The 16,198-nt window shown below is 67.5% G+C and carries 17 protein-coding genes; 7 read left to right on the forward strand and 10 right to left on the reverse strand.

What is annotated here, in order from left to right:
- Positions 1 to 60 precede the first annotated feature (60 nt).
- Positions 61 to 456 (forward strand): DUF2784 domain-containing protein, encoded by a 396-nt coding sequence (locus tag ACFO5K_RS01210; RefSeq protein WP_378555227.1) that lies wholly within the window; start codon positions 61 to 63, stop codon positions 454 to 456.
- A gap of 54 nt (positions 457 to 510) precedes the next feature.
- Here the strand turns inward: ACFO5K_RS01210 and ACFO5K_RS01215 are convergent, their stop codons facing one another.
- Both ACFO5K_RS01215 and ACFO5K_RS01220 read right to left on the reverse strand, forming a co-directional pair.
- Positions 511 to 996 (reverse strand): SRPBCC family protein, encoded by a 486-nt coding sequence (locus ACFO5K_RS01215; RefSeq protein ID WP_378555228.1) that lies wholly within the window; start codon positions 994 to 996, stop codon positions 511 to 513.
- Positions 993 to 1,328 (reverse strand): ArsR/SmtB family transcription factor, encoded by a 336-nt coding sequence (locus ACFO5K_RS01220; protein WP_378555229.1) that lies wholly within the window; start codon positions 1,326 to 1,328, stop codon positions 993 to 995. Before ACFO5K_RS01220 ends, ACFO5K_RS01215 begins: the two co-directional genes overlap by 4 nt.
- Positions 1,329 to 1,450: 122 nt before the next feature.
- On the opposite strand from ACFO5K_RS01220, the gene ACFO5K_RS01225 reads away from it, so the two are divergent.
- Complete coding sequence (locus ACFO5K_RS01225; RefSeq protein WP_378555230.1) at positions 1,451 to 2,491, forward strand: nucleoside hydrolase; 1,041 nt, start codon at positions 1,451 to 1,453, stop codon at positions 2,489 to 2,491.
- Complete coding sequence (locus ACFO5K_RS01230; RefSeq protein ID WP_378555231.1) at positions 2,488 to 3,372, forward strand: amidohydrolase family protein; 885 nt, start codon at positions 2,488 to 2,490, stop codon at positions 3,370 to 3,372. The genes ACFO5K_RS01225 and ACFO5K_RS01230 overlap by 4 nt, the downstream gene beginning before the upstream one ends.
- A gap of 128 nt (positions 3,373 to 3,500) precedes the next feature.
- Here ACFO5K_RS01230 and ACFO5K_RS01235 read toward each other — a convergent pair whose 3' ends face one another.
- Complete coding sequence (locus tag ACFO5K_RS01235; RefSeq protein WP_378555232.1) at positions 3,501 to 3,974, reverse strand: SRPBCC family protein; 474 nt, start codon at positions 3,972 to 3,974, stop codon at positions 3,501 to 3,503.
- 59 nt (positions 3,975 to 4,033) lie between these two features.
- Positions 4,034 to 5,755 (reverse strand): MFS transporter, encoded by a 1,722-nt coding sequence (locus ACFO5K_RS01240; RefSeq protein ID WP_378555233.1) that lies wholly within the window; start codon positions 5,753 to 5,755, stop codon positions 4,034 to 4,036.
- A gap of 149 nt (positions 5,756 to 5,904) precedes the next feature.
- Between ACFO5K_RS01240 and ACFO5K_RS01245 the strand changes: the two genes are divergently transcribed.
- A complete protein-coding gene (locus ACFO5K_RS01245; protein WP_378555234.1) occupies positions 5,905 to 6,867 on the forward strand; it encodes a GlxA family transcriptional regulator in 963 nt (320 codons plus the stop codon).
- 43 nt (positions 6,868 to 6,910) lie between these two features.
- Here the strand turns inward: ACFO5K_RS01245 and ACFO5K_RS01250 are convergent, their stop codons facing one another.
- From ACFO5K_RS01250 to ACFO5K_RS01260, 3 genes are all read right to left on the reverse strand, one after another.
- Positions 6,911 to 8,458, reverse strand: a complete 1,548-nt coding sequence (locus tag ACFO5K_RS01250; RefSeq protein WP_378555235.1) for a hypothetical protein — start codon at positions 8,456 to 8,458, stop codon at positions 6,911 to 6,913.
- A gap of 131 nt (positions 8,459 to 8,589) precedes the next feature.
- Complete coding sequence (locus ACFO5K_RS01255) at positions 8,590 to 9,219, reverse strand: response regulator transcription factor (RefSeq protein ID WP_378555236.1); 630 nt, start codon at positions 9,217 to 9,219, stop codon at positions 8,590 to 8,592.
- On the reverse strand, positions 9,216 to 10,367 hold the full coding sequence (locus ACFO5K_RS01260; protein WP_378555237.1) for a sensor histidine kinase: 1,152 nt from the start codon (positions 10,365 to 10,367) through the stop codon (positions 9,216 to 9,218). Before ACFO5K_RS01260 ends, ACFO5K_RS01255 begins: the two co-directional genes overlap by 4 nt.
- Positions 10,368 to 10,630: 263 nt before the next feature.
- Between ACFO5K_RS01260 and ACFO5K_RS01265 the strand changes: the two genes are divergently transcribed.
- Positions 10,631 to 12,121, forward strand: coding sequence for a multicopper oxidase family protein (locus ACFO5K_RS01265; RefSeq protein ID WP_378555238.1), 1,491 nt, complete (start codon positions 10,631 to 10,633; stop codon positions 12,119 to 12,121).
- A 1-nt stretch (position 12,122) separates the two neighbouring features.
- Here the strand turns inward: ACFO5K_RS01265 and ACFO5K_RS01270 are convergent, their stop codons facing one another.
- The 3 genes from ACFO5K_RS01270 to ACFO5K_RS01280 are packed head-to-tail and all read right to left on the reverse strand — an operon-like array spanning position 12,123 to position 14,029.
- On the reverse strand, positions 12,123 to 12,362 hold the full coding sequence (locus ACFO5K_RS01270) for a hypothetical protein (RefSeq protein WP_378555239.1): 240 nt from the start codon (positions 12,360 to 12,362) through the stop codon (positions 12,123 to 12,125).
- A 6-nt stretch (positions 12,363 to 12,368) separates the two neighbouring features.
- Complete coding sequence (locus tag ACFO5K_RS01275) at positions 12,369 to 13,022, reverse strand: response regulator (protein WP_378555240.1); 654 nt, start codon at positions 13,020 to 13,022, stop codon at positions 12,369 to 12,371.
- Positions 13,019 to 14,029 (reverse strand): sensor histidine kinase, encoded by a 1,011-nt coding sequence (locus ACFO5K_RS01280; protein WP_378555241.1) that lies wholly within the window; start codon positions 14,027 to 14,029, stop codon positions 13,019 to 13,021. The genes ACFO5K_RS01275 and ACFO5K_RS01280 overlap by 4 nt, the downstream gene beginning before the upstream one ends.
- A gap of 172 nt (positions 14,030 to 14,201) precedes the next feature.
- Here ACFO5K_RS01280 and ACFO5K_RS01285 point away from each other — a divergent pair, with 172 nt between their 5' ends.
- Together ACFO5K_RS01285 and ACFO5K_RS01290 are read left to right on the forward strand one after the other, a co-directional pair.
- Positions 14,202 to 14,480, forward strand: a complete 279-nt coding sequence (locus ACFO5K_RS01285) for a hypothetical protein (protein ID WP_378555242.1) — start codon at positions 14,202 to 14,204, stop codon at positions 14,478 to 14,480.
- 5 nt (positions 14,481 to 14,485) lie between these two features.
- A complete protein-coding gene (locus ACFO5K_RS01290; RefSeq protein WP_378555496.1) occupies positions 14,486 to 16,195 on the forward strand; it encodes a cation:proton antiporter in 1,710 nt (569 codons plus the stop codon).
- Positions 16,196 to 16,198 lie beyond the last annotated feature (3 nt).

A 16,198-nucleotide genomic window follows, 5' to 3' on the forward strand; every position in this document is an offset into this window, starting at 1 on the left:
CGATGCCGAACCGGGACCACGAGCACGATCACCGGGCCGGCGGCGACATATCCTGAAGAGGTGCCGTTCCGGGTGCTGGCCGATGTCATCGCCGTCGCGCACGTCGCGTTCATCGCGTACGTCGTGGTCGGCGGTTTCCTCGCGTGGCGGTGGCCGCGCACCATCGGCCTGCACCTGCTGGCCGCGTCCTGGGGTTTCGGCACCGTAGTCATCGGCTTCGACTGCCCGCTGACCCATGCCGAGAACTGGGCCCGCGTCCGGGCGGGTGTCGCCGGGTTACCCGAAGCCGGTTTCATCGACCACTACCTGACCGGTGTCATCTACCCGGACAGCGCCCTCGGCCTCGTCCGTGCGCTGGCCGCGACCGCAGTACTCCTCTCCTGGCTCGGCTACCTGGGCCTGCACCACCATCGCAAACGGGCCGGACTGCGACAGATACAACATTCCGCGGGTTGACCTACGCGGTTGCCCGCGGGTTGACCGGGGTGTCGATCGCATCGCGTTCGGTACTCATGGATGCGACCCGGCGGCCCGGGCGAATGCCTCGAGCAGGGTGCTCCAGCCGCCACCGCCCTCGACGATGGTGTCGGCGATGGCTTTGCCCTCGACCAACCTGTCGAGGTAGCGATGTTCGAGGGTGACGTCGGTCCGCTCGGGACCTTCGGCAACGAACCGGATCTCGATTTCGCTGGCATGGGCGGGGTCGGGATCGTACTGCCAGCGCCCGTTGATCTGCCAGGTCAACACCAGTCGATGCGGCGGCTCCCACGTCAGCACGGTGCCCCAATCGCATTCGGTGCCGTCGACGCCACGTTCGTACCAGCGCCCGCCCTCGCGTGGCTCGATGATCGCGTCGGCCATCTCGGCCGCACCGATGTGATAGGCGGGCGGCCACCAACTGCCGAAGGACGCGGTGAAGAACGCGAACGCCCGCTCCAGCGGCAGCGCCACGGTGGCCTTGCCTGCCAGCACGGGAAGTTCCGGGGTAGTACTCATGGTCGATTCTCCTGTTCCGAAGCTGCGGCGGCCGCGTCCGCGGCCTTCTGGAAAGCGGTCAACGCGTCGTCCCAGATGTGCTGGAAATACGCTTGGATCGCGGCCAGACCCTCGGTGTCGATCCGGTAGATCCGCCGCGTGCCCGCCGGTGTGGCGACCACCAGACCTCCCTGCTTGAGGACCTGTAGATGCTGCGAGACCGCCTGCCTGGTGATCGGCAACTCTTCGGCCAGCTCACCCACCGACGCCTCCCGGCGCGCCAGACGCTCGAAGATCGCCTTGCGCATCGGATCACCCAGAATCGTCAGATCCACTTCTCTGAAAGTTGCCACTTTCGTAAGTGTGCGCTTTCACCTGCTGTTGCGCAAGCCCTCGGTGGGCGAAATGTTCTCGGCGCGGGCGAGCCGCCCGACCGAGCCGTCGCTCACGGCCGGCCCGCCGCTAGTCTCGGTGCGTGCCGCAAAAGATCATCCTCGATGTCGATACCGGGATCGATGACTCCCTCGCCATGCTGTACCTGCTGGCGTCGCCGGAGGCCGAGCTCCTCGGGATCGCCGCGACGGCGGGCAACGTTCCCGCGGCGCAGGTGGCGGCCAACACGCTGGCTGTGCTCGATCTGGGGCGAGCGCCCGAGATCGAGGTGGCCCTCGGCGCGGCCGAACCGCTCGCCGTTCCACTGCGCACCACCGAGGACACACACGGTCTACAGGGTCTCGGTTACGCCGTACTGCCCCTGTCCCCGCGCGCACTGTCGGCACGGTCGGCGGCGCAACTGTGGGTCGAGCTGGCTCGCGCCCATCCCGGCGAGGCGATCGGACTGTGCACCGGCCCGCTCACCAACCTCGCCTTGGCGTTGCGCATCGAGCCGGAGCTCCCCCGGTTGCTGCGCCGCCTGGTGATCATGGGTGGCGCGTTCAATCATCCCGGTAACACGACGCCGACCAACGAGTGGAACGTGCACGTGGACCCGGAGGCGGCCAAGGAGGTGTTCGACGCGTTCTCGGCGGCCCCACCCGATCGCCGGCCGGTGGTGTGCGCGCTCGATGTCACCGAGACCATCGAGATGCGGACCGAACATCTCGAGCAGCTCGCCCGCGCCGCCGGCAGTACGCCGCACGAACCGATCGGGCCCGCCGACCTGCTCGAATGGCGTTCGGCGGCAACGAATCCGATCGTGCGCTACCTGACCGACGCCGTGCGCTTCTATTTCGACTTCCACCACCAGTACGAGCTGGGCTACCTCGCGCACATGCACGACCCGTTCGCCGCCGCCGTCGCCCTGGACCCGGCGCTGGCCACGACACGGCCCGCGACGGTCGACGTGGAGCTCACGGGCACCCTCACCCGGGCGACCACGGTCGCCGACTGGGCCGGCATGTGGGGCCGTGAACCCAACGCCGACATCGTGATCGGCGCCGACCCCGCGTTGTTCTTCGAACGTCTCGTCACCCGCGTCGGCGCCCTGGCCCGCCGCCTGTACCCGGAGCAACCATGACTGTCGACACCGCCACCTACCTCACCGACTTCCGCCGCCGCCTCGACCTTCCCGCGATCGTCGACGTGCACACCCACTTCATGCCCGACCAGGTGATGCGCAAGGTGTGGGCCTACTTCGACGCGGCCGGACCCCTCACCGGGCGCCCCTGGCCCATCACCTACCGCGACGACGAACAGGTACGCCTGAAAACATTGCGCGACTTCGGTGTCCGCGCGTTCACCTCCCTGGTGTACCCCCACAAGCCCGACATGGCCGCCTGGCTCAACAGCTGGACCGCCGACTTCGCCGCCCGCACCCCCGACTGCCTGCACACCGCCACCTTCTATCCCGAGCCCGACGCACCCCGCTACGTCCGCGAGGCCATCGACGGCGGCGCCCGAATCTTCAAGGTGCACATCCAGGTCGGCGCGTTCTCACCCCTCGACCCGCTCCTCGACCCGGTCTGGTCGATCCTCGCCGAAAGCGGCACACCGGTCCTCATCCACTGCGGATCCGGCCCCGCACCCGGCGAATTCACCGGCCCCGCGCCCATCGCCGAACTCCTGCGACGCTTCCCGGCGCTACGCCTGATCATCGCCCACATGGGCACCCCGGAGTACCGCGAATTCCTCGACCTGGCCGACCGGTACCCCCAGCTCTACCTCGACACCACCATGGTCTGGACCGACTTCAGCGAAGGCGACGCCCCCTTCCCCACCGACGAGCGAACCCGCCTGCACCGCTTCGCCGACCGCATCCTGTTCGGCAGCGACTTCCCCAACATCCCCTACCCCTACGCCGAAGCCGTCAACGCCCTCGAACGCCTCGACCTCGGACCGGACTGGTTACGCAAGGTGTGCCACGACAATGCCGTCGGGCTGTTCGGCCTGGCACCGTAACCTACGGGGATCGGCCTCCAGCGGGGCACGACATCACCGACGCCTGAACGCCTTCTCGGTCGTGGCCGCACCCGCTCGCTGACCCTACTGCTGCCCAAGTTCTCGACCTGTCGGCGTTCTGTGAGCGGTCAATCGCGACCACGGTGCCTTTCGAGATAGGCTTTGGCCTGCGCAAGCTCGGTCTCGATGTTTCCGGGGAGGTTGCGGCGCAAGATCGGATCGACCAGCCAACGTAGCGCCGGGATGAGCTCTGCGGTCATCGTCCTGGTCACCAGGGTGCCATTTTCGACAGGTTCACAGACAAAGCTGGCGTGGAACTTCATCAAGCCGTGCCACAGTCGGCTGTCCGGCAACGGCGCGAGCCCCACATCCACACGCTCACCGGCGGTGAGCCGTCCCTGCGCGATCATTTTCGGCGCCGGACCGGGAAGGCCCGGCATCGCCGGACGGAACTTGAATTCAACGAGATTCCCCTCGCGCCGGACCCAGTCGAATCGGCCGATCTTGCTGTCGACCTCGGCGTATCGTTCCACGTCCATCGCGAATTCCAGAAAGTCCTCCGGATGGCACGGCATCATCTGCTGCGCTCGCGCTTCAACCACTTCACTGTCTCCTCTGCTTGCTCGTCGGACGGGGTTCGACGCACAAATCCGCGGGATCGCTATGTCAACTCCGTTGTTGCACCATCAATGTCGAGTCCTTCGCGGACAAGTTTTGCGTCCCTCGGCAGAGCGAGGAAGCCAAAGGACAGCAGCAGCATGATCCCCGCGCCATACCAGAGCGTGTAGCGGAAAGTATTGGCGAAATTGATCGCATTGGCGTGCTCTCCGGCCTCGGTGAGCGCGCGGGTCACGGCGGGATCGGCCACAGCAGATCCCCGACAGGCTTCCGGCTCTTCGGTGGGGTCGACCTGCGCAGACCGATCACGAACACAAGCCCGAAAACCGTCGGCAATCGCCGTCTGCGCTGGGCCTGGCAGACCTGCTGCAGCGAGTTCGGGCCGCACTCGTCCCACCGCTTCGTCGGCGCCCCGCCCGGAATCGTGATCCAGTTGAGTGAAGAAGACGATCCCGACGAGCGCGACACCGAGCGCGATACCGAGCTGCTGTCCGGTGTTGAGCAACCCGGACGCAGCACCTCCGGCGTGGGTGGGTACCTGCCCCAGCACCAAGTCGATGGTCGGTGCGACCACGAAGCCGAATCCGATGCCGATGAGGACCAGCGGAATCATCATCTGCCAGGAAGTCGTCGCCTGGTCGTAGTGCTGTACCAGCGCACCATAACCGAGGAAGCCGGTACCGGTGAGGAGGCCGCCGACGAGCAGGACACGCCTGCCGAACTCGGGCGCCAATACGCCGGCCGAAACACTCGCACCGATTCCGGTGGCGACCGCGAAGAACAGTGAGGTGAGCCCTGCGTGCAGTGGCGACCAGCCCAGCCCCACCTGCATCAGTAGCGTCCATACCAGGAAGAACCCACCGAAGCAGATCCAGAACAACAGCCAGCTGACAAGCCCGAGCGTGAACGGACGCGACCGGAACAAGCGGAGGTCGATCAACGGCGACCCATCGATGCGCTGGCGTCGACGTTCGTAGCCGATCAAGACCACCAGCGCCACCGCCGACGCCCCTACCATGGCGATGGTCCACGCCGGCCAGCCGAGGCGTCGTCCCTCGGTGAGCGGATAGGTCAGCAGCAGAACAGCGGCGGTAACCAGCGCGACACCGACCAGGTCCAGGCGTGGCGCGGCCACCGATCGGGACTCCTTCATCCACAGCCAGGCAGTGATCAGTGTGATGATGCCGATCGGAATATTGACCAGGAAGATCGGCCGCCAGCCGAGGCCGAACAGATCCCATTCCACCAGCAATGCGCCCAACGCCAGACCCACCGCCGTGGCTGACCCGCACACAGCGCTGTACACCGCGATCGCCTTGGCCCGTTCGCGTTCGGGGAATGATTCGCGGAGAATCGCGAGAATCTGCGGCACCATCAGGCCCGCCGCCAGGCCTTGGAGGAATCGGGAGGCGATCAACATGGTCGGGTCGGAGCTGAGCCCGCAGGCCGCCGAAGCCACCGTGAAAAACACCATTCCGACCATGAAGATTCGCTTGCGACCGTACAGGTCGCCGAGTCGCCCACCGGTGATCAGGATCGCGGCGAAGGCGAGCACGTAGGCGGCGATGATCCATTCGATCTGGGCATACCCGGCACCGAGATCTTCCTGAATGGTCGGCACCGCGACATTGACGATGGTGACATCGAGGAGGTCCACGAAGCCGGCAGCCAGCGTTGTCGCGAAGGCTATCCATCGGCGCGGGTCGGGCTGTGTCGAGTCGGGGTCGGGCGGCTCAACCTTGTTCGGTTGAAGGTCATTGATCACGGGCTAACGCTAACGACACTTCCAGAGCCTTGGAACGGGCTGGAATGCCAGCTTTCAACGGCTTTCAGCCAACGTGTTCACCTGCACGTATGCAACTTTCAACCGTCTGAACGCCTGGCAGTATCTACCGGTAGGCCTACTCTATTGCCATGCATACGGTGGCTGTCCTGGCCTTGGACGGGGTCATACCCTTCGACCTGTCCACCCCGATCGAGGCCTTCGGGCAAACCCGCCTTCCAGGCGGGAACGCGGCATACCGAGTTCGTGTCTGCTCCGCTACTCCCACTGTCGACGCAGGCGCGTTCCTCCTGCAATCGCAACGGGGACTGGACGCACTGGCCGAGGCTGACACGGTCGTACTACCCGGCTGCGCTGAACCCACCGCGCCGATCCCTGCCGAGGTGATCGCCGCCCTGCGCCGGGCCGCGGCAGACGGCACCCGAATTGCCTCGATCTGCACCGGCGCGTTCACCCTCGCGGCCACCGGAGTTCTCGACGGGCATCGCGCCACCACTCACTGGCGCGCCACCGACACACTGGCGGCCTGCTATCCGTCGATAGCGGTCGACCCGGTTGTGCTGTACGTCGACAACGGCCAATTCCTCACCTCCGCAGGCGCATCCGCTGGTTTGGATCTGTGCCTGCACATGATTCGCCGCGACTACGGGTCGGCCGTCGCCGCCGATGCCGCCCGCCTGGCGGTGATGCCGCTGGAGCGCGAGGGCGGTCAGGCCCAGTTCATCGTCCACGACCGCCCACCAACGCCGTGTGGCTCCACGCTCGAACCGGTGCTGCGCTGGATGCAGGACAACGCTGCCTCCGACCTCACCCTCGAAGACATCGCCGAACACTCCCGAATGAGCACGCGAACGCTCAATCGACGATTCCGCGAGCAGACCGGATCCACACCACTGCAATGGCTCCTGCGAGCCCGCATTCGTCAGGCACAGCACCTGCTGGAGAACTCCGACCACCCGGTCGAGCGCGTCGCGGTACAGGTGGGATTCCACTCATCCACGGCTTTCCGCGACCGCTTCAAACGCATCACCGGTACCACCCCCAACGCCTACCGGGCCGCCTTCCGAACCAGCCGCTCAGCTGTGAGGCGCTGACGCGCTGCGCGGGAGCCGTAGGAGAATCATCAATGCCCTCGATCTATGTTCGGCCGGCCTGTGGTGGCAGCGCCTCGAGCAGATGCTCGAGCGCCTCGCGGGCTGCCCGATACTCCTCGGTCCGGTGGCGATATGCGGCGACATTGCGCTCACATGCCTTGGTGAGCTCGGCCCGTACCTCGGCAAGCCGGCTGTTGCGGCGAGCCAGCGCGGCTTCGGTGGTTCGGCAGTCGTCGCGGTACTTCCACACCGGCACGGGCGCCATCAGCGCGAACAGCAGCGTAGGGATCCAATAGCCGAAGGCGACCAGCAGCAGCGCCGCAGCTGCGAGGCCGGCACAGACGGCAGTCGATCCGGGCTTGGACGGGTGGGTCACGGGATTGGTGAGAACGATCATGCGCTCCACGGCTGCGAGTCGCTCGGGATCGTAGGCGTCACCGGTCACTTCGATTGCCGTGCCGTGGCGCTTCACCACCGTGACAACCGGGCCGGGCGCAATGAGTATGCCGGCCAGCTGAGCACGCAGCAGTGGTGTCGCCGATTCGAGCGCGAGCCGACGTAACGGGATCGGTGCGTCGGGATCGAACAGGTCGGCGCGTACCAGTGCAACCACCGTTGCGGCGTCGGTTCCCCAGCTCGGCTCCGATCGCCGCCCTTTCGCCGCGGGCAGCGGCAACTGTTCCATTTCCCTGAGCAACGAGTGTTCGGCCGGGCTCGGCTCCTCGAGCAACTCCCGCAGATAGGTATCCCAGCTCGGGACATCTTGGATAGCAACAGGTTCTGTGTCGTCCTGCGCGACCACGAGGTGATTGCGCAGCGCGATCAGAGCTTCGGCCGGAGTCGAGTCGCCCGTGCTGCCGAAGGTCTTGATCGCCCGGTCCCAGGCAGCCAGCTCCGCGGCATCGGTAGCGGCTGCGCCGAAGAGATCGGCGAGACGGGCGGAAAGCACCTCGGCGGCGACCGGCCCGAATCCGCCGAGCGCCACGCCGACCCACAAGGATCGCCAACCCTGCGCGACACCGGACCCGTTGTGGCCCAGGCCCACCGGTCCCGTGAGCAGGCGCGAAACCGCCGCGTGGAGCAACGCCGACCCGCCGAACGACACACCAGCGGCAACAACGAGCAGGTCGGCGCGAATCGGGTCTCGCTCGCGCGCCTGCTCGAGTACACGATCGCCGTCCAGTGCATCTGTGTCATTCTCGTTGCGAGGCAGGACCCCGGAGAGAACAGCCTTCGCTGCAGGTGGCAGCCAGTAGCCGGGCACGTCCTCGACGTCCGGTAGCCGAGCCGGACCGCCTTGCGCGAGCGCCCGGAACACCTTGCGGATCCGCGTGCGCGCCTGATACTCCTCGAATTCGAGGAGCTGGATACGGAACTCGGTCCAGTCGAGTACCGCACCGAGCTGATCACCGACCGCTCCGACTCGCGAATCGACCTGGTCGATAGAGCTCTGGACTTCGGCTTGAACGGTGGCGAGGGCACGGGCTTGGCGTCGGCGCGCGTCTTGTTCGGAGAGCAGTGCGGCGTCGAGGTCGTTGATGGCACGGGATTGGCCGACAATACCGGTCAGCCAGGGGCTCACGCGAGACATGGGTTCTCCAGCTGGTTCGGTGATTCCGGTCAGGTGAGCAGGCTAGCTCATTCCCGGGCGCGTGCTCCGAACCGTTTGCCGCACCACACTATTCACCGCAGCGCGCAGTTGCTCCGGCCTTGTCGCGACGATCACATCCTCGAGGCGTAGATCGCGAGGCGGATTCGGTTTTCGGTGTCGGTCTTTTCCAGCAGGTTGGCGATGTGGGTTTTGACGGTGCTCACGCCGAGGTGGAGGTGTTCGGCGATGGCCTGGTTGCCGTGGCCTTCGGCTACCAGGCGCAGGACGTCCAGTTCTCGTGCGGTGAATTCCGGTGCCGGTGTGGGTGTTTCGGTGGGGTGGGATTCCAGTGCGCGGGTGACGAGCCGGCGTAGCAGGGTGGGTGAGAACAGGAGGTCGCCGTCTACGGTGCGGCGGATGGCGTCGAGGAGGACGGTGGGTTCGGTGTCCTTCACGAAATAGCCTGCGGCGCCTGCGGCCAGGGCCGGGAACAGGTGTTCGTCGTCGTCGAAGGTGGTCAGGACGAGGACCTTCGCGTGGGGTGCGGCGGCCAGGATCTGGCGGGTGGCGGCGACTCCGTCGAGTCCGGGCATGCGCAGGTCCATGATGACGAGGTCGGGGGTGAGCTCGGCGTAGCGGCGCACCGCCTCGACGCCGTCGGCCGCTTCGCCGGCGACGGTGATGTCGGTGGTGTCCTCGATCAGCATGCGCAGACCGGCGCGGACGAGGCGCTGATCGTCGACGAGTAGCACGGTGATCATGATCGTTCGCCCTCCCGGGTGCGGTCGGGTAGGTGGGCCCGCAGCTCCCAGCCCTGGTCGGTGGGGCCGGCGGTGAGCGTGCCGCCGGCGAGTGCGGCTCGCTCCCGCATGCCGACGATGCCGTGGCCCGGTGAGCCGGTGGGGTCGCCACCGCCGCTGCGGACGGTGAGCTCGATGCCGTGGTCGTCCCGGCCGATCCGGAACCGGACCGGTACCGTGCGGTCGGCGTGTTTCATCACGTTGGTGAGCGACTCCTGCACCAGCCGCAGCAGGGTGAGTCTGCCGACCGCGTCGAGGTCACCGAGGTCGGCGTCGAGCCGGGCGTCGACGGTGAAGCCGGCGGCGCGGACCCTGGACACGGCGGCGTCGATTTCGGTGCCGACGGCGTCGGTGTCGACCAGGGCCACCGTTGCCAGCGCCGGGTCGCGCAGTGCGGCCAGGAGCCGGCGGATGTCGGCCAGCGCGTCGGCGGCGGTGCCACGCACGTCGTCGAGGACGGCGGTGATGCGCGGGTCTGCTTGTCGCACAACGTGACCGGCGACCGATATGCGCAGGATGATCGATGCCATGTGGTGGGCGACCACGTCGTGCAGTTCCCGGGCCAGGGCCGCGCGCTCGTCGATGCGAGTGCGGGCTTCGGCGTCGGCGGCGCGCAGGCGCAGATTGTCGGCGAGGTCGCGCTGGCCGCGCAGGTACAACCCGAGCAGCAGTGGCAGCACCACGTAGGCCACGGCTTCGACGACGGTAGAGGCGCTGCCGACGGAGGTGTCGTGGTGCACCCCGACCCGGCCGAGCACCACCGCCGCCGCCCAGCCAGCGGTCGCGACGACCACAGTGAGCCGCCGGTGTGTGCGGGCGATGACGTCGACCAGGGCGATCGCCCCGAGGAACGGCACCAGCCCGGACACACCCCAGGCCGGGGTACGGAACATGGGCACCGCCAGGGCCGAGAGGGCGAGCGACACCGCCAGCGGCCACCGCCGGCCCGCCACGAACACCACGGCGGCGGCCACGGCCAGCAGCCAGTAATGGGCGGGCACCCGGTACAGGCCGGGGTAGGTGCTGGCCAGCAGCAGCACCGGGACCACAGCCAGCGGCAGCCATCGCACCAGTGGCCGCAGGTCCGGACGGGCACGGTCATCGATCACGCATCCACCGTATGCGCAGGCGGGTGTAGCGGCGGCGGGCGATACGGCGACACACCGGCTCCACGTCCGGAAGTGCTGGGCTGAGTTCCCGCCCACGATCCGGCCCGCAACGACCCCTGCCGTGACGGCAATTAGCACGCAACTGGCGGGTTCGCAAGGGCCGGGCGGGCGGAGTTTTCGGTCCATGGTCGGGCCCGCGGGCGGAGTCGCGCCGTCGGCAACCCAACGAGGCTGGAGGTTCCCTACGCAGAGATGGAGCACACGTGGTCACGCGACGAGGATTCCTCACCGGACTGGCCCTGACGCCGGTGGTGTACGCGGCCGGATGTTCGGTGCGCACCTCCTCGGCACCCGCAGCGGTGGCGGGCACCAGAGCCCTGCCGATTCCGCCACTCGCGCCCTCGACCCTCGGCGCCGACGGTGTGCGCCGGTTCGCCCTGCGCGCCCAGACCGGCAACACCGAGATGCTGCGCGGGTCGTCGACCCCGACCTGGGGCTACAGCGGCTCGGTGCTCGGGCCGACCGTGCGGGCTCGCCGCGGTGAGCAGGTGGAGTTCACCGTCACCAACGGCTTGCCCGAGGCCACCTCGGTGCACTGGCACGGGATGCATCTGCCCGCGAAGTTCGACGGCGGCCCGCATCAGATGATCGCGCCGGGCGCGACGTGGACACCGAGGTGGACGGTGCAGCAGCAGGCCGCGACCCTCTGGTATCACCCGCATCCGCACGGTGCCACCGAAAAGCACGTGCAGCGTGGCCTTTCCGGCTTCTTCCTCATCGACGACGAGGACGCCGACGCCCTGGCTCTCCCGAAAGACTACGGCGTCGACGACATCCCGCTGGTGATCCAGGACCGCCGGTTCACCGCCGAGGGCAGCATCGACGAATCCGATCCCACCGATATCGGCTTGCTGGGTGACACGATCGTCACCAACGGCATCGCCGGCGCGCACCTCACCGTCACCACCGAACGGGTACGGCTACGTATCCTCAACGGGTCGTCGGGGCGCCTCTACAATCTCGCGCTCGCGGACGGGCGAACCTTTCACCTGGTCGGTACCGACGGCGGCCTGCTGCCGAAACCGGTTGCCCTGGAACAACTCCAGCTCAGCCCCGGTGAACGCGCCGAACTGGTGGTGGCCATGAGCCCCGGCGAGCTCCTCAAGTTGCGGTCGTTGCCGATCACCGACCGCGACGGCATCGACCGCCCCACCGAATTCGGTTTCGACGACACCTTCGACATCCTGGATCTGCGGGCGGCCGACACCCTGCGCCCCGCCGCGGCGCTACCCGCGACCCTCGTCCCGATGACAGCCCTGACCGCCGCGTCGACCCCGGCGACCCGGTCCTTCGACCTGCAATGGTTCATGATCAACAACCAGCGCATGGACATGAATCGCATCGATCTCACCGTCCCCGTCGACACCACCGAGGTCTGGTCGGTGCGCAACAAGGACAACTGGCCGCACAACTTCCACGTCCACGACGTCCAGTTCCAGGTGCTCACTGTCGACGGGAAGCCGCCGCCGCCCGCGCTGTCCGGGTGGAAGGACACCGTCTACACCAGCTCCGGCACCACCTACACCCTGGCCATGCGCTTCGCCGACCACACCGACCCCACCTACCCGTACATGTACCACTGTCACCTGCTCCACCACGAGGATCAGGGCATGATGGGCCAGTTCCTGGTCCTGGCCCCCGGCCAGCGGCCCGCGCCGATGGCGATGGACACGGGGTCCACGCACCACGGCTGAGTCAGGATGCGGTACTCCGGTATCGCGCCAGGGCCTCGACCAGTTCGCGGGTGTCCTCTCGAGGCTGGGCGCCGGTGGCGAAACGGCCAGGGTGGGCATCGAATCGGACCACGGTGAGCGTGGTGCCCGTCGGCGTGGATTCGAGTTCCCAGGCGGTAGCGCTGCCGCCCCAGCCAGCCGAAGGCGCCCGGTGCCAGTCGCGGGGGCGGCGGACGCGGAAGCTGATGACCGACGGCGCCATAGCCGGTCAGGGGTCGGCGAGGCCGGCGCGGATGGCGTAGCGAGTGAGGTCTAGCCGGTCCCTGAGGCCGAGTTTGTGCAGGATGTTGGCGCGGTGGCGGTCGACAGTCTTGGCGCTGATGTTCAGCTCGCCGGAGATCTGCTGGCTGCTGTGTCCCTCGGCGATGAGTTTGAGGACTTCTTCCTCGCGCGGCGTGAGGATGGCATCGGGTAGGGGCTCGCCCTTGTGCGTGCGCTGCAGGAAATCGCGGACGAGTGCGGTGACCGCGCCCGGATAGAGGAAAGATTCGCCGCGCATGGTGGCCCGGCAGGCTTGCAGGAGTTCACGGTCGGCGACGGATTTGAGCACATAGCCCGACGCCCCGGCCTTGAGGGATTCGAAGAAGTACTGCTCGTTGTCGTGCATCGACAGCATGAGTATGCGCACGTGCGGGTGCAGACGATGGATTTCGCGTGCGGCCTGCAGTCCGGTCATGCGGGGCATGGCGATGTCGAGGATGGCGAGATCGACCGGTGTGTCGGCGACTCGTTGCACCGCTTCGGCGCCGTTGGCCGCTTCGGCGACAACGGCCAGGTCGGGCTCGGCATCGAGGATCATGCGCAGGCCGCTGCGGACCAGCGCGTGGTCGTCGGCGAGCAGGATGCGGGTGGAGGTTGTCACGGCGGCGGCCTTCGCAGGGTGAGGGGAATGGCTAGGCGAACATCGGTACCGCGGCCCGGATGGGCCTGGATCGTCAGGGCGGCGTCGACGAGCAGCGCACGCTCGCGCATGCCACGGATGCCCGCGCCTTCGCGCGTGATCGTGCCCGTGCCGTTGTCGCGTACCCGCAGCAGCAAGGTGCCGTCGTCGCAGTGGAGGGTGAGCCGGACACTGCCGGCGTGCGCGTGGCGCGCGATATTGGTGAGGCATTCCTGCGCGACGCGGTAGCAGACCAGTTCGATGTCGGCATCCACGCGCCCCAGTTCACTGTCGATCTCCCGGGTGATCGTGAGACCCGCCGTGGCGGCGAACTCGTTGCACAGCGCCGACAGGGCACTGGGCAGGCCCAGATCCTCGAGCACGTCCGGGCGCAGGCGGCGCGCGATACCGCGGACCTCGTCGAGGCAGGCGCGGACGGTTTCCTGCACTTCGTGCAGGTCGTCGTGGAGTTCGGCCGGTGCCCGGTCGGCGGTGCGGCGCAGCCGAAGCAGGGCGACGGTGAGGCTTTGCCCGATTTCGTCGTGCAGTTCACGGGCGATGCGCTGGCGTTCGTTCTCCTGTGCGGCCAGCGCGGAGGAGCTGGCCGTGATGCGTTCGGCTTCCAGGCGCTCGACCATCGCATTGAAAGTGTCGATGACCCGGCTCCAGTCGCCGTTGGCGCTTTCCCGCAGGCGGGTGCTGCCACGCAACGGGTCCACCCGGCGCATGGAAGCGATGAGCTCGTCGATCGGCGCGAGGCTGGATCGCAACAGCAACGCGTTCGCGGCGAGGATGATCGTCAGGCCGATCACGAGGACCGGAACCTCGGTCAGCCGCACACGTGAGGACACCGAGGCCGGTGACAACGCCAGCACCAGCGTGCCGAGGGTGAACACCAGCCCGTTGATGACCACGACCCGACCGAACAGTGCGGTATCGGGTGTGCGCGCCCGGAATCGGTCGAACGCAGCACCGATACGACCGCTCATGAGGCCAGTGTGATCGTTGCCCACGATGGTGTCCATGAGGCGCGGCACCCATTCGATGAGCGTGCCCGCGCGCTTCGGCCTCGACAAATGGGTACTCGCACCCATAGCTCGAATGCCACCACAGCGTCGAGACTGAGTACAGCGCGCCGGCCGCTGAGAAGGAGACGCCCAGATGCACATCGACCTGTCGACGGTTCCCGGGACAGGCGTGCTGCACCACTGCCGTTGTCGCGACGGATCGCAATTCCGGCTGATCGTCCGCCCGAACGGGACTCGGCAGATCGTGATCTATCACCCCGACGACCACGACACTCCCGCGCAGGTCATCACCTTCGAACCCGATGAGGCCGATCAGCTCGCTCAGCTGCTGCACAGCGCTCCGGTCCAGGACCGGCTGGCGGATCTGGAACGCCGGCTCGACCAGCTCAGCGGCGACCACAAGCGGGCGTGACGGCCATGCACGGCTTTCCGATGATCGCGGCCGTGCTCGCCATCGCCGCGGCGGCCGGGCTGCTGGCGACCCGGCTCCGACAGCCGATGATCGTCGCGTTCATCGGAGTGGGGATCCTGGTGGGCCCGGTCGGCCTAGGCTGGGTCACTTCCGAAACCACGATCGAGCTGCTGGCGCGCCTCGGCATCGCCATCCTGCTGTTCCTCGTCGGACTGCGCCTCGACGTGCACATGATCCGCGACACCGGCCCGGTCGCGTTGGCCACCGGACTCGGGCAGGTGCTGTTCACCTCGGTCGTCGGCTACCTGATCGCCATCGCACTGGGCATGGACACCGTCACCGCGGTGTACGTCGCCGTCGCGCTGACCTTCTCCTCCACGATCATCATCGTCAAGCTGCTCTCGGACAAGCGCGAACTCGACCACCTGCACGGCCGGATCGCGGTCGGCTTTCTCATCGTGCAGGACATCGTGGTGGTGCTGGTCATGATCGGGCTCACCGCCTGGGGCCGCCAGACCGGCGGCAATGTCGCCGTGAACATGGCGGTCGTGGCGGGCAAGGGCCTCGGGCTGCTGGCCGGTGTCGCGCTCGCGATGCGGGTGATGCCCTGGCTGTTGCACCACATCGCCCGCTCGCAAGAACTGCTCGTGCTCTTCGGGGTGGCGTACGCGGTGTCGGTGGCCGCGCTCAGTGAATGGCTCGGATTCAGCTCCGAGGTCGGCGCCTTCCTCGCCGGTGTGTCGCTGGCCGGCACCCAGTACCGGGACGCGCTCGGTGCCCGGCTGGTGAGCCTGCGCGACTTCCTGCTGCTGTTCTTCTTTCTCGACCTCGGCGCCAAGCTCGAGTTCACCGACGCGGGGCAGCAGATCACCGATGCGGTGGTGTTCTCACTGTTCGTGCTGATCGGCAACCCGCTCATCGTCATCGCGATCATGGCGATCATGCGGTACCCGGTGAAAGTGGGATTCCTGGCCGGGCTCACCGTCGCTCAGATCTCGGAGTTCTCCCTGATCCTCGCCGCACTCGGGTTGAGTCTGGGGCACATCACCAACGCGACGGTCAGTCTGATCACCATGGTCGGCCTGATGACGATCGGCGGCTCCACCTATCTCATCCTGTATTCGCACCAGATCTATGCCCGCATCGGCCGGTTCCTCACCGTGTTCGACCGCACCGGCAAGCGGGTCGCCGACACCGCGGCCACCGATTCCGGCGCGGCCGAGATCATCCTGTTCGGTCTGGGCAGGTTCGGTAGCCGGATCGCGCGGGGCCTCAGCGACGCCGGGTATCGGGTTCTGGGGGTGGACTACGACCCGAGCCGGGTCGCCGCGGACCACCCGCCCGGCGTCACAGCGATCTTCGGCAGCGCCGAAGACACCTATTCCCTCGAAACCCTGCCCTTGGCCCGTGCCCGGTGTGTGGTCAGCACGGTGCCTTCCCTCGACACCAATATGGCGCTGCTCCACGCGCTGCGCCGGCACGGTTACACCGGGCGGGTGGCGGTCACCGCGTTCACCACTCACGACGCCGAACAACTCCGTGCCGCGGGGGCGAGTACCGCCCTCGAACCGTTCGTCTCGGCGGCACAGGCTTCGGTCGCCGAACTCGCCGCCCTCATCGACCCCGCCCAGCCCCACGCGGACAGCATCGACACGCAACCACCGCAGCACCGGCCTGGCTCCAGCGAGAAGTTCCGCCCCGGGGTAGAGCAATAGCGC

This window comes from Nocardia halotolerans, assembly GCF_042650145.1.
Classification (GTDB): domain Bacteria; phylum Actinomycetota; class Actinomycetes; order Mycobacteriales; family Mycobacteriaceae; genus Nocardia; species Nocardia halotolerans.